This window comes from Periweissella cryptocerci, assembly GCF_004358325.1.
In the GTDB taxonomy this organism is placed as follows: Bacteria; Bacillota; Bacilli; order Lactobacillales; family Lactobacillaceae; genus Periweissella; species Periweissella cryptocerci.
In genome coordinates, this window is sequence record NZ_CP037940.1 from 2,544,949 (window position 1) to 2,570,183 (window position 25,235).

Here is a 25,235-nt window from a genome sequence, read left to right on the forward strand (position 1 = left end):
TATGCAACATCGCTGGATTTTTCCAGCTTTAGTGGCAGCCTGTTTAAGTGCTCTGATCCTCGCACAGCAACGATGGGCGGCTATTGTCTTATTAGTCGTAATCATCCGGATTGTTTTATTACGTGAACGTAACGTGTTGATTGTTAGTCTCATTGTCGGTGGCATCATGGGACTATGGTTTTATGCATTCGATCAGCGGTTAACGCAACAATGTTTACCGGATATGGATAAAGCCACACTGGAGTTACATGTTCAGCCCGATGAAATTCAAGTTGATGGTGATTATGCGCGAGTGACGGGTAGCACGCTACAACACTCACAACCGATAATCGTCTACCTTAAATTGCAAAAACAAGCGGAACAAGAAATGCTAAGTAACGTGACTCAGCCAATGTTGATAACGGTCACGGGTAAGTTAGGGCGAGTTAATTCGGCGACTAATATTGGTGAATTTGATGCCCGTGAGTATTTTCGTGGGCAAGGAATAACTAATACGCTTGCAAAAGCCAAAATAACAACAATCAAGACAGTCCCGCCAAATGGACTGAACGATTATTTACATTGCTGGCGCAAACAAGTAATTTTAACGTTTGAGAAATTGCCTAAGTATTTACGATTTTATGGTGAAACCTTAATTTTAGGATATGTTCGGGCGGATTTTTATCAAGAAAATCAAGGTATCAAAGAGCTTGGCCTCCTCCATTTATTTAGTATTTCGGGGTTTCAAGTGACGTATTTTATTATTTTTGTTGGTTTTATTTTACGCCGTTTTGGGTGGTGGCAAGAAATTGTTGCTATCTTGATTTGTATTGCTTTACCAATGTATTTCATTTTTTCTGGTAGTGTACAGTCGTTAGTGCGTGCAGTTATTATGGGGATGCTTGCACAAATCATTATTGTGAGCCGCAAACGAATTGGTAAGCTTGACGCGTGGAGTTGGGCGCTGATACTCGGTATGTGTGTCGAGCCGGCAGTCTTACTAAACTTAGGTGGGCAGCTTTCATATGTACTTGCCTTGTCCCTAATCTATGGGCGCCATTTATGCTATGCAGTGCACGTATTGTTAATGAACTTGGTGAGCGTACCGTTATTACTTTTTCATACGTATCAGTGGCATTGGTTAGCGTTGTTGGCTAATTTTTGTTTATTGCCGCTGTTCAGTTTGGTAGTACTGCCACTGACGATTTTAGGCGTTGTGGTCTTTAAATATTTTCCAGTAATCAGTTATGGTGTCGATACGATGCTTAAGGGGTTAAATTGGCTAATTGCGTTTCTGGGCAATTTACCCGGGAAAATCGTTTATGGTCAGCTACCGTTGATATTGGCGCTGATTTGCTTGGGACTGACTTTACACTTGCTTAGTCGTGTTACTAGTTGGCGAAGTTGGTGGTTATTGGGCGTCTGCTATGTGCTGGGCTTTATGATTATTCGAGTACCAAATACTGGCGAAGTGACGTTTATTGATGTTGGTCAAGGTGACAGTATTTTTATTCGGACACCGCAAAATCAAGAAAAAACGCTGATTGATACTGGTGGTAGGGTGGAATTTGCTCAGGAAAAAGCTGCGTGGCAACAACGGCAACAGGTGGGACAACGGATCGTCGAAAAAGTCACAATTCCGTATCTATTCAAACAAGGGATTGCGCGGCTAGATCAAATTATTTTGACGCATGCGGATGCCGATCATATGGGCGATTTGGCCACATTATTACAACAAGTCCGCACCGACAAAATTTATGTAGGGGCGGGGATGGAAAAACTGCCGACACTTGTACAGCTACAACGGCGGTATCATTTTAAAATAGTAGCAATCATGGCACCCCAGCAATTGGCAAACACGCAGTTACAAGCATTGATGCCGATGAAAGTGGGAAAAGGCAAAAATGAAGATTCGTTGGTCACTACTGCGGTCTTTGGTAACCAACGTTTCCTATTCATGGGGGATTTAGACCAAGCGGGTGAAAAAATGATAATGCGCCAGTACCCAATGTTACGGGTGGATGTGCTTAAGCTTGGACATCATGGTAGTAAAACAAGTACGGCACCGGAATTTGTGAAGCAAATCAAACTACAGTTAGCAATTATTTCCGCCGGTCGAAATAATATGTACGGTCATCCACATCAAGATACGATAACAACGTTAGAAGCAGAACACGTGCAATATGTTAGTACCGCAAAAAATGGTATGATTAGCTACAGATGGTCACGGAAATATACAGAGTGGCGAACAATGATAAGTGAGTAATAAAATGAATTTTGATGAATTAACTAAACAATTAAAGGAACAACCAGCGAATGTCTATTTAATTCAAGGCGAACAGTTCTATTTGTTGGATGCCGTGCGTGACTTGTTCAAACAAGTCATCCCAGAAGATGAACGCCAGATGAATTATGCCAGCTATGACATGGATGAAGTGGAAGTAAGTGTGGCCCTCGACGATGCAATGTCAGTCCCATTTTTTGGTGAGCGACGAGTTGTTGTCATCGAAAAGCCTGGTTTTTTAACGGGTGAGGTCAAAAAACAACGGCTAAATCACGATATTGAGGGTTTGCAGGCCTATTTGGAACATCCAGAACCGACTACGACGTTGGTGTTTATTGCCCCATATGCAAAGCTCGACAGTCGAAAAAAAGTCGTCAAAGAGTTGAAGCGGACGGCGCAAATTTTAGAATTTACCGAAATGACGGAAAATCAAGTACGCCAATTTGTGGAACGCGATATTCGCACACATGGTTACAAAATCGAACCAGTCGCCATGAATGCGTTTGTGCAACGGACGAATGCGGATTTGTCAGATATGATGGGTGAACTCGCTAAGCTGTATTTGTATTGTTATGATGAAAAAAACATTACTAGTGCGGCGGTTAACGAGTTAGTCACAAAATCATTAACTGAAAATGTGTTTGATTTAGTGAATGCTGTATTAGCTAAACAGACAAATACTGCGTTGACGATTTATCATGATTTAATGATTAGTGGTGAAGAACCATTGAAAATGAACGCATTACTAGTTAGCCAATTTCGCTTATTGATTCAGGTCAAAGGGTTAATTAATAAAGTGCGGAGTGAAAAAGAACTCGCATCACAATTGAAAGTCCACCCATATCGGATTAAGCTCGCTAATCAATCGGCGAAGCGGTTTAAATTCCGTGATTTAAGTTTGGCGTATCTTGGATTAATTGATATTGAAAAGCAAATGAAGTCAACACAACGTAGTGCCGAATTGTTGTTTGAATTGTTCATGGTCGACTTCGTTACGGCTGGTAAGTAAAATTTAATTTCAAAAATGTAGAGATAACACTTGATAATATCTGAAAAAGCCGGTATTATAGTTCAAGTGCCAAGAGCACAATCCTCTTACTTAGTTTTGCGGTTCACCGTCGCTTTACTCGGTTTGATGGAATAAAAAATAGAAAGGTGGAAATAACCCATGGCTATTTCACAAGCACGTAAGAACGAACTTATTAAGCAATTTGGTCGTCACGAAGGCGATACTGGTTCTGTTGAAGTTCAAGTTGCTGTCCTCACTGAAGATATCAACGAATTGAACGGACACTTTTCAGTTCACAAGCACGACTTCCACTCACAACGTGGTTTGATGAAGAAGATCGGTCACCGTCGTAACTTATTACGTTACCTCCGTGACAACGATGTTCAACGTTACCGTGAATTGATTAAGGCACTTGGCTTGCGTCGTTAATCTTCGGATTACAATACAAGTTACAAGTTCTAAACAGAAAATACCAGGAGGAATTATCAATGCCAGTTATTGAATCTTCAATCCAACGTGTTCGCACTAACGAAAAGGCTCAAGCTCGTCGTGTTGCTCAATTGAGTGCTTACCGTACTCAAGTTAAGAAGTTTAACGCCGCTGCTGAAGCCGGTGCAGACAACTTGAACGAATTGTTTGTTGTTGCTTCATCAGCAATCGACAAGGCCGTTTCAAAGGGTTTGATCAAGAAGAACAAGGCGTCACGTGACAAGTCACGTTTGGCTGCTAAGCTCTCAAAGTAATCAACTATTAAAAGGGATCTGATACGTTTGTATCGGGTCCTTTTTTGCATTCAAATTTTTGCGTTCAGACCGCTTCGTTTTATGATAAGATTTAAGTAACATAATAAAAATAGTGGTCCTAGTAGTCTTGTGAGCGGATAAAGCGTTGCGCAAGACTGATAGTGCCAAAATAGTTAGGATATTCTAAAAAATGGATGCAAAAAAACTTTCTAATCGCTTAGCGGCAGTGGCTAAAATGGTGGACGACCGCGCCCGTGTGGCTGACATTGGTTCCGATCATGCCTATTTGCCAGCCAATTTAATTTTGAATGGCCACATTGATTTTGCTGTCGCTGGTGAAGTGGCTAAGGGACCGTTGGCTAATGCGGAATCCGAAATCGCTCGGCATGCTTTACAAGGTAAAATCATTCCTCGTCTCGCTGATGGATTAGCTGCGATTGAACCAGCTGATAATATTGATACGGTTACGATTGCTGGGATGGGTGGAATTTTGATTTCACAAATTTTAGCTGCCGGTGCCCGTTTTCCAAAACTAATCTTGCAACCTAATACTGACGAAGCAACTGTGCGCCAATGGCTGGAAGATAACGATTACCACATTGTGGCTGAAGATATTATCGCCGAAGGTAACCATGTGTATGAATTAATCCGGGCTGAAGCAGGGGCTGCAAAATTAACTGAACAAGAAAAAACATTTGGTCCAATGCTAATGCGTGCTAACTCACCAGTTTGGCGTGCTAAGTGGGAAAGTGAATTAGCGCGAAAAGAAAAGGTGATTGGTTTCTTAGAGGCGGCAACACCCGTCCATGAAGATCGGGTTGCTGAAACACAAACTGAAATTGCTAAAATCAAGGAGGTACTCGCATGACTGTAATTAAGGGGCAAGACCTTGTTGAACGTTTTGAAGAATTTGCACCTTTAACTCTACAAGAAAGCTGGGATAATAGTGGGTTACAGCTTGGTGATTTGAAGAAACCAATTCGCAAAGTGATGACTACTTTGGATGTCCGGCCAGAAGTCGTGCAAGAAGCGATTGATGCGGATGTTGATTTCATTTTTGCACATCACCCAATGATGTTTAAACCCGCGAAAAATCTGGATTTAGCTGACCCCCAAAACCGGATGTATGCTGATTTGTTACGGCATAATATCACGGTTTATGCGGCGCACACGAATTTAGACAATGCAAAAGAGGGTATGAACGATTGGCTTGCACAAGTGTTGGGAATGGCTGATACAGTGCCATTAATTTCTGGTACAGAGGCTGGCACTGGTTTGGGCCGGATAGGTGACTTAGCGACGCCGACTATTTTGAAAGATTATGCCGAACGTTTGAAGCAAATTTTTAAAGTGGAACATGTACGCGTTGTTAGTAATAATCTTAGTCAGACAGTTAAGCGCGTGGCAGTTTTAGGTGGTTCAGGCTCTGAATTTTACCAAACCGCTAAAGATCAAGGCGCGGATGTATTTGTGACTGCGGATGTAACCTATCATACCGGTCATGATATTCTAGCTGCCGAGATGTCAGTTATCGACCCTGGTCATCACATGGAATTTTGGATGAAAATTGCGCTCCAACAATTTCTGAAAGATTGGTCTGAGGACGGACATTGGGAGCTAGAAGTAGTACAATCTAATATAAATACGGATCCATTCCAATTCATTTAATGAAAAGAGGTATAGTCAATTGGCTAAATATGAAAGCTTAGTACCACGTTTTGTGAAATATGCAAAGGTTAACACCCGTTCTAATGAGGAATCAACGACAGTTCCATCAGATCCTAAAGAAGTTGCATTCTTGAAGGATTTGGCAGCTGAACTCACTACAATTGGTTTGGCAAATGTCCAAACCATGAAAGACGGTTATGTCTTTGCTGAATTACCAGCTAACACCGATAAAGATGTCCCTGTTGTTGGCTTTATTTCACACGTTGATACCGCTGACTTCAACTCAGAAAACATTCAACCACAAATTCATGAAAACTATGACGGTGTTTCAGACATCAAGTTGAGTGATACTTATTCATTGAAACAAAGTGAATTCCCAAGTTTGAAAAATTACACGGGACACGATTTGATTACTTCTGATGGTTCAACCTTGTTGGGTGCCGATGATAAAGCCGGTGTAGCTGAAATCATTACGGCTATGGAATACTTGATTGCTAATCCAGATGTTAAGCATGGAACAATCAAAGTTGCGTTTGGACCTGATGAAGAAATTGGAATCGGTGCAGACAACTTCCACACGACTGAATTTGGTGCAGATTTTGCCTACACAATGGATGGTGGTCCTTTAGGTGAACTTGAATGGGAAACTTTCAATGCTGCCGGTGCTAAGGTGACGGTTGAAGGTAAGAATGTGCACCCTGGTTCTGCAAAGGACACAATGATTAACGCCATTCAAGTAGTAATGGACTTCCACGCAGCGTTGCCTGAACATGATCGTCCAGAACACACTGAAGGTACAGAAGGTTTCTGGCACGTCATGCAAATTGGTGGCACAACAGAAGCCGCCGAAGCACGTTACATCGTGCGTGATCATGATCGTGCGAAGTTTGAAGAACGTAAGCAAACATTGTTGGATATTGCAGCTAAAATGAATGCTGAGTTCGGTGAAGACCGCGTTAAGGTTGAATTGAGCGATCAATACTACAACATGGGTGAAGTGCTCCAAAACGACATGACCCCAGTTGATTTGGCTGAAAATGCGATGAAAGAATTAGCTATTAAGCCAATTATTGAACCAGTGCGTGGCGGTACTGATGGTTCTAAGATTACATTCTTAGGTTTACCAACGCCTAATATTTTTGCCGGTGGTGAAAATATGCACTCACGTTTTGAATACGTTTCAACGACAGTTATGGATCAAGCTGTTGATGTTATCTTGAAGATTTCAGAATTAAACAGTAAATAATATAGGTTTTGTATATTGTTACACGTTAATAAGCCGGATTTCTACCTTACACAATAAGGCGAAATCCGGCTTATTTTGCTGGCGGGACAAATTTTGTCCCAGCCCCGTTTTTTGAGCAATACAAAGAAAAAAACGTTCAAGCCACAATGGCCTGAACGCTTATTTTTCGTCTGGTGCTGCACTGAATGAAATCTTTGAGAAAAGGAAGGTTCCGGCTAAACCAAGCACAATTGCCCAGATGCCAATAAAGCTAACGCTGTACGTTGAACCGTCTAATGAAGAACCAATGTAACCCAGGATTTCGCCAAAGACTAAGGCCCAGAATGCTCCAACAATATATTTCATATTAATCACCCTTATTCGTGAAGTTAGTTAGGTAACTTCCTATACTTTAATTACAATACAAGTTTACTCTGAATAATTGTAAATGCAAGTAGAAACCATTCTCTGGTATAATAAATACTAACGAGAAACGAACAAAGTTTCGAGAGCCGAGTTAAAGTTATCAGGGGTAGCATGACTTGATAGAATGGGATGCCATAATACTATTGGTCAGCTTAGAAACGCAGGGCCGCGGTTAAATCAGCTCGGACTATTCGAGTACCCGAATTAATTAAAAAATGAGGAGCCAGATGGGCATCCAAGTTAAATGAAATACGAGGAGGAAATTAAAATGAGTTATTTTCCTGTGCAAACAATCAGTACATATAGTCTCCTGCAGAGTACAACAACGCCCAAGAAGTTAGTTGCAGCGGCCAAAGAGCATGGATATAGTGCGGTCGCTTTGACTGACTATGATGTTTTGTATGGGGTTGTTGATTTTTATCAAGCTGCTAAAGCTGCTGGTATTACGCCTTTGTTGGGGGTGACGCTTCGGGTGCAAGGTTTGATTAATCAAGGAACCGAAGAACCGTTGGTATTTATTGCCAAAAATCAAAAAGGTTACCAAAATTTATTGAAATTATCATCATATAAAATGACCTTAGATAACCAAACGCCGGCCAAGCTTGATGACGTGTGGGACTATTTGCACGATTTGTTTGTCATTACACCAATGAATGGTGAAGTAGTTCAGCTACTACAACAAGGTGAATTGAGCCAGGCAAAAGCATATTTGGAGAAACTACAACCGGCAGTTGATCCAGCATCGTTGATGATTGGGGTTAGCCTCGAACATTCGCATAATTTGCAACAGACGATTTTGCAATTAGCTAGTGATACGCATACCCAAGTTGTACCAAATGATTTGGTGGAATATTTGACGCCACAAGAGTACTTTCCAACGAGGGTATTACGGGCGGTAGATGCTGGAATCACGCTAAGCAATATTGGTGAAGCTCGCAATGAACTTGGAAGCCATTTTATGCGACAAGCTGATGAGATGGAAGCTAGCTATCAACGTGCCCAGCTCGGGGATGCTTTACATAATCTCGAGCAGATGCTCCACGTAATTGATTTGGATTTAAAATTTCAAGAACCGCAATTACCTAAATTCCCGGTACCAGTGAGTGAAACGGCAGCCAGTTATTTGACAGAATTAGCACAGGCAGGGCTGCAGGCACGCGGATTGGCAGTGAAACCAGCATATCAGGCGCGCTTGCAACACGAATTACAAGTAATTAATGAATTGGGTTTTAATGATTATTTCTTAATTGTTTGGGATGTATTAAATTGGGCCCACACACAACATATTCAAACTGGTCCAGGCCGGGGTTCAGCAGCTGGTTCATTGGTAGCGTATGCCTTAGCAATCACAGATGTCGATCCAATTGAGTATAACTTACTCTTTGAACGGTTTTTAAATCCCGAACGAGCCCAAATGCCGGATATCGATATTGATATTCCTGACACACGCCGAGAAGCGGTTTTGGAATATGTCCACCAACGGTATGGTCACGAAAACGTCGGGCAAATTATTACATTTGGGACACTCGCGGCTAAGCAAGCACTCCGCGATACTGGCCGGGTATTTGGTTATAATCCGCAACAGCTGTCGGAATTATCAAAAACCTTACCCAATGCACTTCACTTTACGATTGATGAAGCATGGACTAGTTCACAAGCCTTTCGGAATTTGATGATTGACCTACCAAATGGTGAATTATTAGTTGAAACTGCGAAAATGATTGAAGGGTTACCGCGTAACTATAGTACGCACGCGGCCGGTGTCGTGATTGCTGGGCGGCCGTTAACTGATGTCGTACCCGTACAAGCCGGTCCAGATGGCCGTTTGATGACGCAATTACCAAAGAACCCCGTGGAAGCACTTGGTTTGTTAAAAATGGATTTTTTGGGATTACGGAATTTGACGTTATTGGCGGATGCACTCGCTAACGTGCAAACGTTGACTGGTGAACCATTCGACATTACGACGATTGATTTGAATGATGCTAAAACGTTGGAACTCTTTCAACAAGCACGCACCAACGGAGTTTTTCAGTTTGAATCGAACGGGATTAAGAACGTGCTCCGTAAATTACAACCAGATTCTTTTGAAATGATTGCAGCCGTAAACGCACTATTTCGACCAGGTCCAATGGAAAACATTGATCATTTTATTGCACGCAAACACGGTCAAGAAGCGATTACGTATCCAGACGCGGTGCTGGAACCGATTTTGGCACCGACATTTGGGATTATTGTCTATCAAGAACAAGTCATGCAAGTTGCGTCGGTTTTGGCAGGCTTTAGTTTTGCTCAAGCGGATTTGTTACGGCGTGCGATGAGTAAAAAGGACGCCCAAAAACTTGATAGTTTACGGAACCAATTTATTACAGGTGCCAAGACGCTTGGGCATTCAGAACAGGTCGCAATTCAGGTTTATGATTATATCGAAGCGTTTGCCAATTATGGGTTTAACCGGTCGCACGCGATTGCGTATTCCAAGATGGCCTTTCAATTAGCGTATTTGAAAGCACATTATCCAGCAGCATTCTTTGCGGCGCTGATGAATTCGGCGATTGGAAATGATGTCAAAACGAAAACTTACATTCAAGAAGTTAAGCAACAAGGGGTGGCGGTGTTAGCGCCCGATATTAATCGAAGCTATCAAAACTTTACCCTCTATAAAGGTGCCATTCGTTTTGGCCTTGCATCAGTTAAAGGTCTACGCAGTGATTTTGTGCGGGATTTAATTAACGAACGGGAAACTAAGGGGCCGTTTACGGATTTAGCCAATTTGATTAGTCGATTACCGGATAAATGGCGTAAAGCCGAGCTATTAGACTTACTGATATATACCGGGGCTTGCGATAATTTTGGTTATAATCGTAATGAATTGCTACAATCGTTGCCGGGATTCATTGACGCAATTGGTCTATCCGGTGAATCGTTGTCGTTATTTGCCACGATGGCACCAAAGGTTAAAAAATTACCCGATTTGTCATTAGGTGAAAAACTAAGTAAAGAAGCTGAATATTTAGGCGCCTACGTGACCGCACATCCAGTTGAACAATATCGTCAACAAGCACGGGCATTAAATGTGGTGGCAATTAGCGACTTACAAGTTGAGCAGAAAGTTATGTTGAGCGTTTTTATTAACCATATTCGGACAATTCGGACGAAAAAGGGTGAAGAAATGGCTTTCTTAACCGGTAATGATGCGACAGGTGAAATATCAATTACCGTTTTTCCACGCTTGTATAAGCAATTAAAAAGTCAATTGGAACCACAGCGCGTTTATTTTGTGGCAGGAAAGGTGGAAAGTAACCGTGGGTTGCAAGTAATCGCTGACCAAATTCGTTTAGCTAGTACAATTACGGTGGGCAAACCAGCTAATAACACAGAAAAAAAGACGTCTGAAGTTGCAACTGGGCAATGGTACATTCGGATTCCTGCGGCAGCTGATAATCCAACCACCCAACATGAATTAGAACGAATTTTACAACACAATCATGGGGTTAATCCGGTTTTATTGGTGTTTGCTGTTGATGATCGTAAAATTTCATTGAAAGCGAACCTCTGGCTCAAAAAAAATAATGAAACACTGGAATCGCTTACATCACTATTAGGGCGCGGAAATGTTATTTTCAAACCAAATGATGAATGATTTTTAGTTCAAACTTTAGTCACAAATGCTAAGAATATGGTATTATAGCTATTGGAATCAAATTAAATTTCTAAGTTATATCTAAGGAGATATGTTACATCATGAAAAAGACCAAGATTGTTGCAACACTTGGACCTGCCAGTTCAGATGTGGATACTATTGTTAGCTTGATTGAAAACGGCGCCAACGTGTTCCGTTTCAACTTCTCACACGGTGACCACGAAGAACACTTAGGCCGTATGGAAGCAGTTCGCGAAGCAGAAAAGATCACTGGTAAGACAGTTGGTTTCTTGCTTGACACTAAGGGTGCGGAAATCCGTACTACTAAGCAAGATACTGAAACTGGTAAGATTGAATTCGCCGCTGGCGATGAACTTCGTATCGGTATGGACTCTTCTGCTGAAAAGTTGGGAACTAAGGAACGTATCTACGTTACTTACGAAAACTTGTTTGAAGACGTTGAACTTGGCGGTCACGTACTTTTCGATGATGGTCGTATTGACATGATGATCACTGGCAAGGACGATGCTACTCGCGAACTTCTTGTTACTGTTCAAAACCCAGGTCTCTTGGGTTCACGTAAGGGTGTTAACGCACCTGGTGTGTCAATCAACTTGCCTGGTATTACTGAAAAGGATGCTGATGATATTCGTTTCGGTCTTGACCAAAACATCAACTACATTGCTGCTTCATTCGTCCGTAAGCCACAAGACGTGCTCGAAATTCGTGCATTGTTGAAGGAAAAGGGCAAGGAAGACGTTCAAATCTTCCCTAAGATTGAATCACAAGAAGGTATCGACAACTGGGACGAAATCGAAAAGGTTTCTGATGGTTTGATGATTGCTCGTGGTGACATGGGTATCGAAATTCCACCTGAAAACGTGCCTTTGGTACAAAAAGCCTTGATCCGTTCAATGAACGCTGCTGGTAAGGCAGTTATCACTTCAACTGATATGTTGGACTCAATGCAAGAAAACCCACGTCCAACACGTGCCGAAGCTTCTGACGTTGCCAATGCCGTCTTTGATGGTACTGACGCAACTATGCTTTCTGGTGAATCAGCTAACGGTAACTACCCTAAGGAAGCTGTTGCTATGATGGCTCACATCGACGAAAAAGCTGAATCAGCATTGGCACTTAACGGTCGCCACGTTGACAACTTGTTCGATGCTACTGACATCACTGAATCAGTTGCTGCTGCGGTTGCTACTGCTGCTGCTAACTTGGGCATCAAGACTATCGTTGCCGCTACTGCTTCAGGTTACACTGCTAAGATGATTTCTAAGCACCGTCCAGATGCTGACATCTTGGCACTTACTTTCAGCGAACGTGTACAACGTGGTTTGACTATGAGCTGGGGTGTTGACCCAGTCGTTGTCTCAGAACCTGCTGATACTGATGCTATGATCGCCTTGGCTAAGAAGACTGCTGTTGAACGTGGTCTTGCTAAGAAGGGTGATAACATCATCATCACTGCCGGTGTTCCTGTTGGCACAACTGGTACTACTAACATCATGACTATCCAAGCAATTGACTAGTCTGCGTTAGTAAAAACGTTAATTATTAACATTTTTAGAACTCTATCACTTCGGTGGTAGGGTTCTTTTTGTATAGTAATAAAAAAACATAGGTTCTAATTCTTCTGATGAGGAATTGAATAAAATCGGTCACTACGTGCCAGCAAATTACTTGGCGCACCACGCTGGAAGCAACCTCACAAGCCAAAGTGCGGTCTTGTGAGGTTCGGACAAGCTGGGACCCTAAGGAATAAATTCCTAAGACTCCTCATCTTATCCTCAGCGGAAATATGTGCTGCACACATATTCCCCAGTTGCGGTGTAAAGGCTACGCCCGTCAAGTAATTTGCTGGTACTCCGTTAGTTAGGAATAATACTCAAAGGAGTAAAAAAAGTCGTTGTGGGCCGAAACAATCAAATCAATTATCGCTGATTTTGTGATGTGCCCAAACTAGTGCCTAAGGTATATTCCGTGGTAAATGAGTATTCTTAAGCAAAAGTAAAGAAATGATAATCACACGCTAAAATAAATCGAACCAAAACATATCATCGCGGACATTTGAGACGTTGTTATTTTATCATCGCATATCCTGATATAGGGTTGCGTGGCTGTCTCAAATATTAATTCAAAAGATGTGGAATCCTTTTAGATTGTGCTTTTTAAATCATAGAGTTCAAATGCAAGAGGCAACTGCTATTGAGAAAAACATTATATACATTAGCTGGTTATTTGTATATAATTGAACGATAATAAGACAGGAGAGATTTTCATGGGCAAATTTATTGGAACCATTATTGTAGTTATTATTGTCACCGCCTTTTTATATGTACCTTATTGTTTGATTCACGATAAGTGGTTAAAACGGACTAAACGTGGAGTTGCCTCAAAAATCTATTTTGGATTTATTGGGTTAATTGCACTTTTGTCATTGGTTGCGAGTTTGAGTGGGAATAGTTCAAGTAAGTCAGCTGATTCCCAAAGTACAGCAAAAACTAGTAATATTTTGAAAATAAAGAGTGGTGATAAGGATACGGATGTTGAGGAACCAGTTAAAGGGTCTGGTGAGTACGCAACATTTATTCCAAATTCACGTAAAATGACGATTTTGGTCAAGGGAAAAGTTGGTTCCAATTTATTCCCACACTCTAATGTTACGGTATCTAAACAAAGTGCTGACGCAAATGGTTGGTATAAGATTAGTGGTACTTTGGGTAAATCTGATGTGCGAACTGAAATTACGTTGAATTCTGAAACCACAATAATCTTTACTACGAAAGCTCAATCAGAAGCTGCCGCATCAAGTGTTATGAAAAGTGCGGAGCCAAAAAAGGCAGCACCCAAGAAGGCTGAACCAAAAAAGGAAACTAAGTCAGAGTTAAATGGTAAGGCGACTACATTGTCAACCGGTATCTGGGAAGTGGGTAGAGATTTAGAACCAGGGCGTTACAAGATAACCGCTGTTAGTGGGAGTGGTAACTTATCTGATAGCGAAGGATTGATTAATGCTATTTTAGGTTCAGTTGCAGACCCAAGTATGGGGCAAGTAGATTCTGTTACCTCATACTTGGTTAAAGGCGATAAGCTAAAGGTAGAAGGCATTCCAAGTATTAAGTTAATACCTGTTGCATCAAACCCAAGTGCAACGGTATTGGGATCAGGGAACTATTTAGTTGGTACAGATATTATGCCAGGTCGCTATACGTTAACTGCGTTACAAGGTAGTGGTAATGTCCAAACTGACGATGGTGAAGTGAATGAAATTATGGGTACAACCGAAGATTCTGAATTAGGACAAGTTAAGACTGTTACGACAGAGTTGGAAAAAGGACAAGTTCTCACAATTGAAGGTGTAAACCAACTTCAGATTGAAGAAAATTAAATGCTCTTTATTTTGTTAAGCGCTCACTTTAATTGTGAGTGCTTTTTTTCGAATCACGCTTATTTATTGGGTGATTTGCCCCATATTATTAACATGTTTAGAACTCTATCACTTTGGTGGTAGGGGTCTTTTTGTGTAGTAACGCTGATTGCATCGTAGTATATTAGTATGCAATAGTAGTTTGAATTTAGTGATTTTAAAAAATGGATGGCTACTGCGATTACGATAACTATCAACAAAATCTAGGTACCGAGGTTTGAAATGTTTGGTAATCTATTGAGCTGGGTGCTTAGTAGCGAGGCTGATAATTAGGTGTTAGCGTTACTTAAGTACATTCGTGAAAATGGAGAACCGATAATATTTCAATGTAGCGGACTTATTTTTTGTTAATGAAAGTAATATCTGGGATAATAGACTTGTGGGGTATATAAATTATTTTATTGATATTAAAAGCGTAGTAATAATTAAAAGGTGGACATGAAAATGGTAACTGAAGTAAAACACAGCACGGTGTTAGATGTGTCGAAGATGGGGCATAGTGGTGTTTTGGAAATTCTACTTAAATACCCAGAACTTGAGTTTAATTTGCCAACAGCACCTGATTTTTATCGCGAAGTACGAACATATTTTATTGGAATGATGAATGGTCTAATCGCCAAAGCCAATGTATTTGATTTAGCCGACTGTGAAACCATTCAAGTTAAGCAACATGCAATCACACAAAAATTAAATCAGTGTGCGGTAAATCATTGTGCATCCCGGGCAGAAATTCATGCGGTTGCCGCCGAAATTAGTTCGTTGGAAGACTACATTGATAATACGATTGCTGCGTTGCCACCAATGGATTATCCAGAGTTGAAAGCACGCGTGCAGATGTCGTTGGAAGCCGATGTTGATTTCAAAATGGAACGTTCGATTCGGGAACCATTTGCTGAATTGGAAGGATATCTGTTAGCCGATGATGAAAACAACCTTGAAGTAATGCGGGTGGCATTTGATGATTTTTTGGATGGTGCAAGTCACGCATTAGCTAAATTCATTAATTTAGTTCAAAGTTTGATTGACCAGCAACGACAAACCGCGTTGGAAAATGGGATTTATCATAATCCAGTCGTACACATGCAGTTTATGCGTCATGAAAAAAGATTAAAAAAACTATTATCTGGTCGGGATATTCCCCGGATCATGGTAGATTTGAACGAATTAGCGAGTCTAATCGACAAAGCGACCGTCCAGCAACAACTACTTGACCATTTGCTAGTAGGCCTTAGAGAACGTTTTAACGCGTATCAAGCGACCATTGCCGAGTTCGATATTGCTGACTGCCCCGTGGTAGCTGAACACGTGGAAGGGCTCAAAACACAATTTAATTCATGCTTTTTGCCAACGACGGTCCAACGGATTGAAGAACGGCTTGATGATTTAGCAGTTGCAATGCAGACGGCTAAAGCCTTGCGTGAAAACGAAATAGATGAAATTACTACAGAATTAACGCACCAAGTGACGACCATGCAAGCAATGTTGGAAACGCAAGCAGGTGCCACCAAAGAGTTAGCGCAGTTACAAGAGTTTGCAACAGCATTGCAAACAGGGATTCACTATACTGAATTATGCCAATTACAAACGGTAATTACGGAATTTAGCGTGGAACTTGAGAATCGGGCAAACCGACCTGTAGCTGAACAAAATGAGTTGGCGACATTGCAAGGTGAATTGACGTACCGGTTGCACGAGATTAACAGTAAGGCACAGGCACATGGCTGCCACCGTGAAATTAGTGAATTATTAGCTAATAGCTTTAGCGCAGTCGTCGATATTGATAGTATGACGACTTATACTGATGTGTTGCTGATGGTTGATGAATTGGCGGTGATTCTAGATAAGCTAGTTGATCAAAGCGCCGATGTGAGCGTTTTGATGGCACGCTTGAATGCGCGCCAAGCGATTTTCCAATATCAACAAGCGGTTAATCGGCAAAATGGTAGCACGGAGATTGTTGAAGCAACTAGTTGGTCAGGGATATTGGCCTAAGATTATTTTTAGTTGTATGTAGCAATTGTCAAATCGGAGAAAAACTTGTACAATACATTTTGTGTTTGGACAAGCTTTTTTGCTTTAGTGGCAATGTTGAGGTAATTTAAGCAGTTTAGTTTAACTGGATGAACTTAGGGCTAAAATAAGTTTGTAATATAATTGATATATTTGTATTTGTAAATAGTTAAGGGGTTGATTTAACGGCAATGGAAACGGTAACATGTCACAAATCAAGAATATCAGTGATTTTCGCAGCTTAAAATTTTAAGGCGTGCCTAAGTTATTTACATTTACAAGTCTTATATAGAAGGTATAATAACTTAGCACCAGAAAAACATTTCAAAGGAGTAGTTTGATGACGGACGAAACAGGGAAAAACAAATTTGCGAGCGCAGCTAGTGAAGCAAGTTTGGAAGAAGTAAACAGTTCAGTCGAAGTGCCTAAAGGTGCTGGATTCTGGCGGACTTTGTTTGCATTTAGTGGCCCAGGGGCATTAGTCGCAGTGGGGTATATGGATCCAGGTAACTGGATTACATCAATTGTCGGTGGTGCGCAATATCGCTACCTGCTCTTATCAGTTGTTGTTATTTCAGGGATCATCGCGATGGTCATGCAATATATGGCAGCAAAATTAGGAATTGTAACGCGGCAAGATTTAGCACAAGCAATTCGACACCGAACCAATAAGCCGGTTGGGTTTATGCTTTGGATAATGACTGAATTAGCCATTATGGCGACGGATATTGCTGAAGTTATTGGTGGGGCGATTGCCTTGCAACTGTTATTTGGAATTCCATTAACAGTTGGGGTTATGTTGACCATCTTAGATGTATTCTTGCTATTATTATTAACAAAACTTGGTTTCCGCAAGATCGAAGCAATTGTTGTTACACTGATATTATCAATTTTAGTTATTTTCTTATACATGGTTATTCTCTCAAAGCCAAGCATGGCAGGGATTATGGGTGGCTTAGTACCACGCACTTCAATCTTACAACATAAGCAATTAACTTTAGCGCTTGGGATTATTGGGGCAACTGTTATGCCACACAACCTGTACTTGCACTCATCAATCTCACAAACGCGGGCTTATGATCGCGATAATGAAGATGAAGTTGCCAATGCAGTGCGTTTTACAACTTGGGATTCAAATATCCAATTAGTTGGGGCAACAATCATTAATGCCTTGCTCTTAATCTTAGGAGCAGCCTTGTTCTTTGGACATGGTGATCAATTACAAGCATTTGGTGACTTATACCGTGCCTTGAGTGATAACACAATCGCCAAGGGGATTGCCTCGCCAGTGCTTTCAACATTGTTTGCGGTTGCCTTATTGGCTTCTGGTCAAAATGCCACGATTACTGGTACTTTGACAGGGCAAATCATCATGGAAGGTTTCATTCACTTGAAGGTGCCAATGTGGGCCCGTCGTTTAATCACACGTTTGATTGCAGTTGTTCCAGTTTTGATTGCGGCATGTGTATGGGGTGGTACGGAAGGCGCATTGGATAACCTCTTGGTTTACTCACAAGTTTTCTTGTCAATTGCCTTACCATTTACAATGTTCCCCTTGATTATTTTTACTGGTTCAAAGAAAATTATGGGTGAACGATTTGTTAACCCATTGTGGGTTTCAATTGTTGCATGGGTATCTGCAATTCTATTAACTGGATTGAACATTCAATTAATCTTTAATCTTGTTAAAGAATTAATCGCAATGGTTTAGTTGACGGAGGGATAACGAGATGGCTTTTAAATTAGATTTACCAAAACACAAAAACATTTTAGTTGGCGTTGATGATTCAGCTGATGCCCAACTCGCATTCTTGAATGCAGTTAGTCACGCATTAGAAGATGATTCCTTGTTACACATTGTTACGGTTCTTGAATCTGATTCATTGAACGTTTTCCAATTTTTGGACAAAGAAGCCTTAGAAGCAAAGCGCCTCGATGTTGAAAAACGCCTCCAAGATTATAAACAACAAGCATTGGATGCTGGTGTGAAGGAAGTTCACATTGTCCTAGCTGAAGGTGAACCTGGTGAAACAATCATTAAGGATGTGATTCCTGATGTTGAGCCAGATTTAGTCGTAGTTGGTGCCGCTACCAAAAAAGGACTGGGTAAGTTCATGGGTAGCCAAGCTGGTTATATTGCTAAGAACTCACCAGTTTCAGTCTTGGTGGTTCGTTAAATAAAAGTAAAACGGTTCTATTTCGTTTGACGTGGGATTGAATAAACTTGACCACTACGTGCCAGTAAAATACTTGGCGCACCACGCTGAAAGCACATGTTCAAGCCAAAGTTCGGTCTTGAACAACTCGGATAAGCTGGGCTTCTAAGGAATAAATTCCTAAGAAGCCTATCTCATCCTCAGCGGCGACATGTGTTGCACACATATCACCCCAGTCGCGGTGTAAAGGCTACGCCCGCCAAGTAATTTACCGGCACTTCGTTAGTTAGTAATAATACTCAAACTAGCGAAAAGTAGGTACCAATCACAGGCCGCAGTGGCATAGAAAAATAACACTGCGGGACTCAGTAATTCGAAGATTGAAAAATACAGAAATGATAATCCCACGCTAAAATAAGTATAGCCAGTAAAATTTCAAAAAAGCTCTCGAACATTTAACGTTCGAGAGCTTTTTTGAAGTTAGTTTTTGACAAAGGTAAATTTGTTGAGTACGGATTAGCGCCGTGCCAATGCAATTGCTTTATCGGTATTAGCGAAATGATATTTAGTGTAATCGTGTAAGTCTTGCCCATTTTTTAATAATTGTGCGGCAACTTTGTCAACCGCACTACCAGCACCAACGGGCAGGTTGATACCGGCTTGGTCACTTAATGTTGCCATTGTTTGTAATTCGACGTAGCGGGCAATGACAGAGGCCGCGGCAACTGCCAGGTGGTATTGTTCACCCTTAGTTGTAAAATAAACGTTCTGTTTAACTACACCATCAACGTTGCGCAAGTATTTCCAATAAGTGTTTGGTTGCGTAAACTGATCAATTAAAATGGCGTCTGGTTGGACTGGCCGGATTTTTTCAAGAACTTTACCTAAAGCGAGATTATGAGCAAATGCTTTCATCTCATTAGCGTTTAAGCGTTGGTTTAATTCATTGTACTTCTTAGGCAAAATGTTGACGACGTGGTAGGGAATGAAAGTAATTAATGATTCTGCCATTGTCTGCATTGCTTTGTCGGTTAAGGTCTTTGAATCAGCGATACCTAGTGCTTTTACCTGGGCAATGTTTTCTGCCGAAACATAGGTTGCGGCGGCAGTGAGGGGGCCAAAGTAGGAACCGGTGCCGACCTCATCTGACCCAAGCACTGACATACCGGCTAAACCAACAGGCAAATTACCATTTGAACCAGCTAGCTTAGGTTGCGAGCTAGCACCTGTGCTTGGTGCGGTGTTAGACCATCGTTTTGCTTCGCGGTCTTCGTTTTGACCTTGAAACATGACCTTGCCGGACTTGTAACCAGTAATGGTCACCCCATTCGTTTTATTGCGAAAAACGGCGCCTGGTGGTAAAGTACCGACAGAACCGTAGTGTTGTTGAATTTTTTTTAAAGTAGACGGATCAACTTTGATGACGACTGACATAGAATGACTCACTTTCGTTACGGTATGCGAGTGCACCGCGCAATCTCAGATTGGCGTGCACGCATGGTTAATTTGAGTATATTTAATTATACATGGAAACGTTGCGTTGCGTGAAAAAGAAATATGTTCCTAACGTTGCCGAGTCAGGTATAATGAAATAGAATCGGTGTTGCAAAGTAGCGACACAATAAAAATGATTATAAAGGTGGAAAATTAAAATTATGGCAAATCAAAAGCAACGTTACCGCGCAAAGATTGGTGACAAGGAATTTACGATTGTTGGGAATGGCACGGTGGCACATATGGAAGCAGTCAACCAACTATTGAATGAACAGTTGGAACAAATCCAACAGTTAGCGCCTAAATTGGCAGTAGAAGATCAAGCGTTATTGTTAGCGTTTAACGCAATGTCTGATCAATTAAAAAAGCAAACGGAACTTGATGAATTGAAGCACGTGGAAGAAGGAGCATAGTACATGGTTCTAGCTGTTATTTTTGGGATTGCACTGATTGTGGCCTTTGGTAATGGATACCGCAAGGGTTTGGTACGAACAATCGCGCAATTAGCTGGTTATGTGTTCTTGACGGTTGTGGCGACACTTTTGGCACACCCTGTGGGACAACTTGTTACGAAATTATTGACTAGTGCCAGTGCGGCTTATCGCCCGACAGTACCGACCTTTGTATTAGACAAAGGTGTTCAATTTTTAGCCTCAGGCATTTCATTCTCATTGATTTTCTTTATTGGTGGGATTCTTGTGCATACACTTTTAAAAAGCTTGAAATTCATTCAAAAGATTCCAATTGTGGGTGGAGTTAATGCGATTATTGGTGGCTTGGTTAGCATGATAATCATTTATGTGATTGGTTTCTTTATTCTATCAATGCTGTCAGTTATGAACATTACATGGGTTCACCAACAATTTGTAACGGCGCCAATTTTGAATAACATTTTGGATAACACCCCAGTTATTTCAAACCAAATTTATCACTGGTGGTTAAACGAGCGGGCGCATTAAGTAAGTTAATCGCTGAGTGAAGTTAACCACGCAAAGCGCGAAAGGAAATTATCGTGAACGAAAAAGTTTTAGCAACCCTTGAATACGATAAAGTGAAAAAACAGTTACGTAGCTTTCTTACCTCAGATGCTGGACTCGCAGAATTGAATGCGCTCCGGCCAACTAAAGACGCTAATACGATGCGTAAATGGCTAGCAGATACGCATGATGCTGTGGAAATTTATCGTGTGAGCGGGGGAATTATCTTACCTAAATTAGCAGATATTAAACCACACATGAAGCGTTTGGAGATGGACGCCTCACTTAGCGGGACCGAATTAGCCCAAGTGGGCCGGGTCCTTCAAGCTTCAACCGCAATCACAACGTTCTTTGCTGACTTAGCAGATAGCAAAGAAATCGACTTAATCCGGTTGCCAGCTTTAGTTAATAACATTGTGACAATGCCACAATTAACGCGGCGCTTGCACACTTCCATCGAAAATGATGGTCGGATTACGGATGAAGCATCACCAGAATTGAAACAAATCCGGCAAAAAATTACGTTGACGGAAAAATCAATTCGGGAAAAAATGCAACAATATACGCGTGGTAAGGCGGCTGATTATTTGAGCGATCCCATCATTACGATGCGGAATGAACGTTATGTGGTACCAGTTAAGGCCGAATACCGGAATAAGTTTGGCGGCGTGGTTCATGACCAATCACAAACTGGTTTGACGTTATATATCGAACCACAAGCGGTTGTTGATATGAATAACCGCTTACGCCAAGCACAGGTCGCAGAAATTTCAGAAGAAAAGCGCATTCTTGATGAATTGTCAGAACTACTCCGACCAGAAGCCCCAGCAATTTTGAATAACGCAGTAATCTTGGGACACTTGGATTTTGCTAATGCCAAGGCAATGTATGCTCACCAAATGAAGGCAACTGAACCAGCTGTAAGTGAAGCCAACGAGGTATCATTACGACAAGCACGGCATCCGTTGATTGATCAAACTAAAGTGGTAGCAAACGATATTGTAATTGGCAAAGATTACCAAGCTATCATCGTGACGGGGCCTAATACCGGTGGGAAGACCATCACAATTAAAACTTTGGCTTTACTGCAGATAATGGCACAATCGGGATTTTTTATCACGGCCGATGAATACTCAACCGTTGGTATCTTTGATGAAATATTTGCTGATATTGGTGATGAACAATCAATAGAACAATCGTTATCAACGTTTAGTTCACACATGGTTAACATTATTGATATTTTGAAGCAAGCTGATGAGAAATCGTTAGTAATTGTCGATGAACTGGGTGCGGGGACTGATCCACAAGAAGGGGCTGCTTTGGCGATTGCGATTCTTGATGCGATTGGAACAAAAGGCAGTTATGTGGTTGCGACAACCCACTATCCAGAGTTGAAAGCGTATGGATTTAATCGGGCAAACACGATTAATGCTTCAATGGAATTCGATGTTGAATCTTTACAACCAACTTACCGTTTCTTGCTTGGGGTACCAGGGCGGTCAAATGCCTTTGATATTTCAAAACGCTTAGGAATGGATGATACGATCATTGATGAAGCGCGGGCGTTGACGCAACAAGATTCGCAAGATTTAAATGAAATGATTGCGGATTTAGTTGCCAAGCGTAAGCAAGTTGAAGATGAATCAATTGAAATTAATGAGCGCTTAGCCACAATTACGGCAGAACAAGAAGATTTGGAAAAGCAGTTGTTCAAGCTGGATAATGCACGTGATCACCAATTGAACGAAGCTAAAAAGGAAGCTAACCATATAGTTGCTGATACCAAAAAGAAGGCGGATCAACTGATTGCTGATTTACGCAAAATGCAGCTAGATGCAGGTACGGTTAAAGAAAGTGCCTTAATTGATGCACAAGGTCAGCTAAATGCAATGCGGCAAGCACCTGATTTGAAAAAGAATAAGGTGTTGGCTCGTGCTAAACGCCAACAAGAGTTTAAAGAAGGCGACGATGTTTTAGTCGTTTCTTATGGCCAACAAGGTGTTTTGTTACGCAAACACGGGGCAGATGCATGGGAAGTGCAAATGGGTATTTTGAAGATGGTCGTTGAAACTGATGACCTCCAAAAGCAAAATTTACCTAAAGAAGCTAAACCGAAAACCAAACCACGTGCAACGGTCAAAGGTAGCTCACGACAAACTGTGAAAGCATCGCTTGATCTACGGGGACACCGTTACGAACAAGCAATGGGTGAAGTTGATCGCTACATTGATAACGCGGTCCTTTCAAACCTTGGTACCGTGGAAATTATTCACGGTAAGGGGACCGGGGCGTTGCGTAAAGGCGTGCAAGAGTATTTACGGTCTAATCCACGCGTGAAATCATTTAATTTTGCTAATGCTAACGCAGGTGGTGATGGTGCGACCATCGTCACATTACAATAAGATATAACACACAGAACTATTGCCCGCTTTGAGGTAATAGTTCTTTATTTTTGGCTTTTGATTAGTATTATGTGAGAATTAAAAGATAGTTTAATGAGAATCATTTCAAGTCAATTGCGCCACACAAATGTTTAGGGGTATGCTGTAGTTTGACTTTTACAATTTAATTTAATAAATCAACCTGAGGAGAAACATTATGGACAAGAAAAAAATCGGTCTCTTGGCCTTAACCATGATGATGTTTACCACCATCTTCGGTTTTGCCAACGGGCCAGTCGCCTTCTTACAAATGGGCTTCGCCAGTATTATCTGGTATATCATTGGGGCGTTGTTATATTTCTTACCAACTTCAATGATGTATGCAGAATTTGGGGCGACGTATAAAGAATCAAAGGGTGGTCTGTACAGCTGGATGGAACACGCTTTGGGCGTTCGGATGGCTTTCATTGCAACCTTTATTGGATTGGCTTCATGGATTGTTTGGATGATTGGGGTGGCAGCTAAGGTCTGGATTCCCCTGTCAACTTTGGTTTTTGGTCACGATACAACCCAAACTTGGTCAATTTTGGGCATGAATTCAACCCAAACAGTGGGTGTACTTGGTGTATTATTCGTTTTAGTAATTACATTCTTCGTTAACCGTGGGGTTCAAGCGATTGCAAAAATTTCATCAATTGGTGGAATGGCCGTAATGGCGTTGAACGTAATTTTCTTAGTTTCATCAATTATTATTTTAGTGGCACACGGTGGTCACTTCGCGGAACCAATTCACGGTTTGGCAACCTTTACAACTCCTGCTAACACTAGCTTTCAATCACCATTGGCAATGATGTCATTTGCCTTGTATGCAGTCTTTGCATATGGTGGTTTGGAACAAATGGGTGGGATTATGGAATCAGTTGATAAAGCTGAAAAGACTTATCCTAAAGCCGCAACCATTGCGACGGTCGTAATTGGTTTGGGTTATGCGTTATCAATCTTATTGTGGGGTGTCTCAACTAGTTGGGCACACTTGCACGGTATGGGTAATGCCGCAAATTTGGGTAATATCACATATGTTTTGATGAATAACCTTGGAGTTGAACTTGGTGGGGCATTTGGCCTGAGCCATGCCGCTGCCTTGGGCCTCGGGAGTGCCTTTGCTCGTTTTGCTGGGATTTCAATGTTCTTAGCTTACTTAGGTTCATTCTTCTTTATGACTTATGCACCAATCAAGTCATTTATCTTAGGAACACCACGCGAACTCTGGCCTAGTCGGATGGTTAAGCTTAATAAAGCTGAAGTGCCATCATTCTCAATCTGGATTCAAGCAACCGTCGTGTCAATCTTTATCATTGCGGTTTCATTTGGTGGGGATAGTGCCTCAACGCTGTATCAAGTCTTGACTAACATGGGAAATGTTTCATCAACCTTGCCATATGTATTCTTGGTAATTGCCTTCCCAATGTTCAAGCGCTTGAAAAATGTTGACCGCCCATTTGTTGCATATAAGAGCATGGCGGTAACTTACGTTGTTTCAACAGTGGTAGCAATTCTGTTGGTTGTTTCAATTGCATTTACAGTTGCGCAACCAATTATTGCTAAAGATTACTTCGGAGCCTTCTGGACAGTTATCGGTCCAGTATTCTTCGGAATTGTTGCCTGGGCATTCTATGCACACGGTGAGAAAAAACAAAAGCAAAATTAAAGCGATTCAATTATAAATATAGTTTCATAGCAAAACACGGTTTTATCTTATTTCAAGGTAAAATCGTGTTTTTTTGCTCTATTTCGTCTGACGTGG

Annotated in this window: 19 protein-coding genes; 17 read left to right on the forward strand and 2 right to left on the reverse strand. The window is 41.4% G+C overall.

Features of this window, described 5'->3' with window-relative positions; genetic code table 11:
• The first annotated feature begins 1 nt into the window (after nt 1).
• From EQG49_RS11355 to pepT, 7 genes are all read left to right on the forward strand, one after another.
• On the forward strand, nt 2-2,245 hold the full coding sequence (locus EQG49_RS11355; RefSeq protein ID WP_133364081.1) for a DNA internalization-related competence protein ComEC/Rec2: 2,244 nt from the start codon (nt 2-4) through the stop codon (nt 2,243-2,245).
• Nucleotides 2,246-2,249: 4 nt separating this feature from the next.
• On the forward strand, nt 2,250-3,272 hold the full coding sequence (gene holA, locus EQG49_RS11360) for a DNA polymerase III subunit delta (protein ID WP_133364082.1): 1,023 nt from the start codon (nt 2,250-2,252) through the stop codon (nt 3,270-3,272).
• A 159-nt stretch (nt 3,273-3,431) separates the two neighbouring features.
• Complete coding sequence (gene rpsO, locus EQG49_RS11365; RefSeq protein ID WP_133364083.1) at nt 3,432-3,701, forward strand: 30S ribosomal protein S15; 270 nt, start codon at nt 3,432-3,434, stop codon at nt 3,699-3,701.
• A gap of 59 nt (nt 3,702-3,760) precedes the next feature.
• Nucleotides 3,761-4,015, forward strand: a complete 255-nt coding sequence (gene rpsT, locus EQG49_RS11370) for a 30S ribosomal protein S20 (RefSeq protein WP_133364084.1) — start codon at nt 3,761-3,763, stop codon at nt 4,013-4,015.
• A gap of 190 nt (nt 4,016-4,205) precedes the next feature.
• Nucleotides 4,206-4,883 carry a tRNA (adenine(22)-N(1))-methyltransferase gene (locus tag EQG49_RS11375; protein WP_133364085.1) on the forward strand — a complete coding sequence of 226 codons (678 nt, stop codon included), beginning with the start codon at nt 4,206-4,208 and terminating at the stop codon, nt 4,881-4,883.
• Nucleotides 4,880-5,683: a Nif3-like dinuclear metal center hexameric protein gene (locus EQG49_RS11380; RefSeq protein WP_423245965.1), complete on the forward strand. Its 804-nt coding sequence runs from the start codon at nt 4,880-4,882 to the stop codon at nt 5,681-5,683. Before EQG49_RS11375 ends, EQG49_RS11380 begins: the two co-directional genes overlap by 4 nt.
• A gap of 19 nt (nt 5,684-5,702) precedes the next feature.
• Nucleotides 5,703-6,929 (forward strand): peptidase T, encoded by a 1,227-nt coding sequence (pepT, locus tag EQG49_RS11385; protein ID WP_133364086.1) that lies wholly within the window; start codon nt 5,703-5,705, stop codon nt 6,927-6,929.
• A gap of 159 nt (nt 6,930-7,088) precedes the next feature.
• Here the strand turns inward: pepT and EQG49_RS11390 are convergent, their stop codons facing one another.
• The gene (locus EQG49_RS11390) at nt 7,089-7,274 is read right to left on the reverse strand and encodes a YjzD family protein (protein ID WP_133364087.1); all 186 of its coding nucleotides are present in this window, start codon (nt 7,272-7,274) and stop codon (nt 7,089-7,091) included.
• Between the two features lie 328 nt (nt 7,275-7,602).
• Here EQG49_RS11390 and dnaE point away from each other — a divergent pair, with 328 nt between their 5' ends.
• The 6 genes from dnaE to EQG49_RS11420 all read left to right on the forward strand — a co-directional run bounded on the left by dnaE (nt 7,603) and on the right by EQG49_RS11420 (nt 18,600).
• Nucleotides 7,603-10,977 carry a DNA polymerase III subunit alpha gene (dnaE, locus tag EQG49_RS11395; RefSeq protein ID WP_133364088.1) on the forward strand — a complete coding sequence of 1,125 codons (3,375 nt, stop codon included), beginning with the start codon at nt 7,603-7,605 and terminating at the stop codon, nt 10,975-10,977.
• A 101-nt stretch (nt 10,978-11,078) separates the two neighbouring features.
• Nucleotides 11,079-12,515, forward strand: coding sequence for a pyruvate kinase (pyk, locus tag EQG49_RS11400; protein WP_133364089.1), 1,437 nt, complete (start codon nt 11,079-11,081; stop codon nt 12,513-12,515).
• Between the two features lie 749 nt (nt 12,516-13,264).
• Nucleotides 13,265-14,374, forward strand: coding sequence for a hypothetical protein (locus EQG49_RS11405; protein ID WP_133364090.1), 1,110 nt, complete (start codon nt 13,265-13,267; stop codon nt 14,372-14,374).
• Between the two features lie 483 nt (nt 14,375-14,857).
• Nucleotides 14,858-16,405, forward strand: a complete 1,548-nt coding sequence (locus tag EQG49_RS11410) for a hypothetical protein (RefSeq protein WP_133364091.1) — start codon at nt 14,858-14,860, stop codon at nt 16,403-16,405.
• 358 nt (nt 16,406-16,763) lie between these two features.
• Nucleotides 16,764-18,134: an Nramp family divalent metal transporter gene (locus EQG49_RS11415; protein ID WP_133364092.1), complete on the forward strand. Its 1,371-nt coding sequence runs from the start codon at nt 16,764-16,766 to the stop codon at nt 18,132-18,134.
• Nucleotides 18,135-18,153: 19 nt separating this feature from the next.
• Nucleotides 18,154-18,600, forward strand: a complete 447-nt coding sequence (locus EQG49_RS11420; RefSeq protein ID WP_133364093.1) for a universal stress protein — start codon at nt 18,154-18,156, stop codon at nt 18,598-18,600.
• A 495-nt stretch (nt 18,601-19,095) separates the two neighbouring features.
• Here the strand turns inward: EQG49_RS11420 and rnhC are convergent, their stop codons facing one another.
• On the reverse strand, nt 19,096-20,013 hold the full coding sequence (rnhC, locus tag EQG49_RS11425) for a ribonuclease HIII (protein WP_133364094.1): 918 nt from the start codon (nt 20,011-20,013) through the stop codon (nt 19,096-19,098).
• A 221-nt stretch (nt 20,014-20,234) separates the two neighbouring features.
• Between rnhC and zapA the strand changes: the two genes are divergently transcribed.
• The 4 genes from zapA to yjeM all read left to right on the forward strand — a co-directional run bounded on the left by zapA (nt 20,235) and on the right by yjeM (nt 25,139).
• Nucleotides 20,235-20,486, forward strand: a complete 252-nt coding sequence (gene zapA, locus EQG49_RS11430) for a cell division protein ZapA (RefSeq protein WP_133364095.1) — start codon at nt 20,235-20,237, stop codon at nt 20,484-20,486.
• Between the two features lie 3 nt (nt 20,487-20,489).
• On the forward strand, nt 20,490-21,032 hold the full coding sequence (locus EQG49_RS11435) for a CvpA family protein (protein ID WP_133364096.1): 543 nt from the start codon (nt 20,490-20,492) through the stop codon (nt 21,030-21,032).
• Between the two features lie 53 nt (nt 21,033-21,085).
• A complete protein-coding gene (locus EQG49_RS11440; protein ID WP_133364097.1) occupies nt 21,086-23,452 on the forward strand; it encodes an endonuclease MutS2 in 2,367 nt (788 codons plus the stop codon).
• Nucleotides 23,453-23,648: 196 nt separating this feature from the next.
• The gene (yjeM, locus tag EQG49_RS11445) at nt 23,649-25,139 is read left to right on the forward strand and encodes a glutamate/gamma-aminobutyrate family transporter YjeM (RefSeq protein WP_133364098.1); all 1,491 of its coding nucleotides are present in this window, start codon (nt 23,649-23,651) and stop codon (nt 25,137-25,139) included.
• The last annotated feature ends 96 nt before the right edge of the window (nt 25,140-25,235 follow it).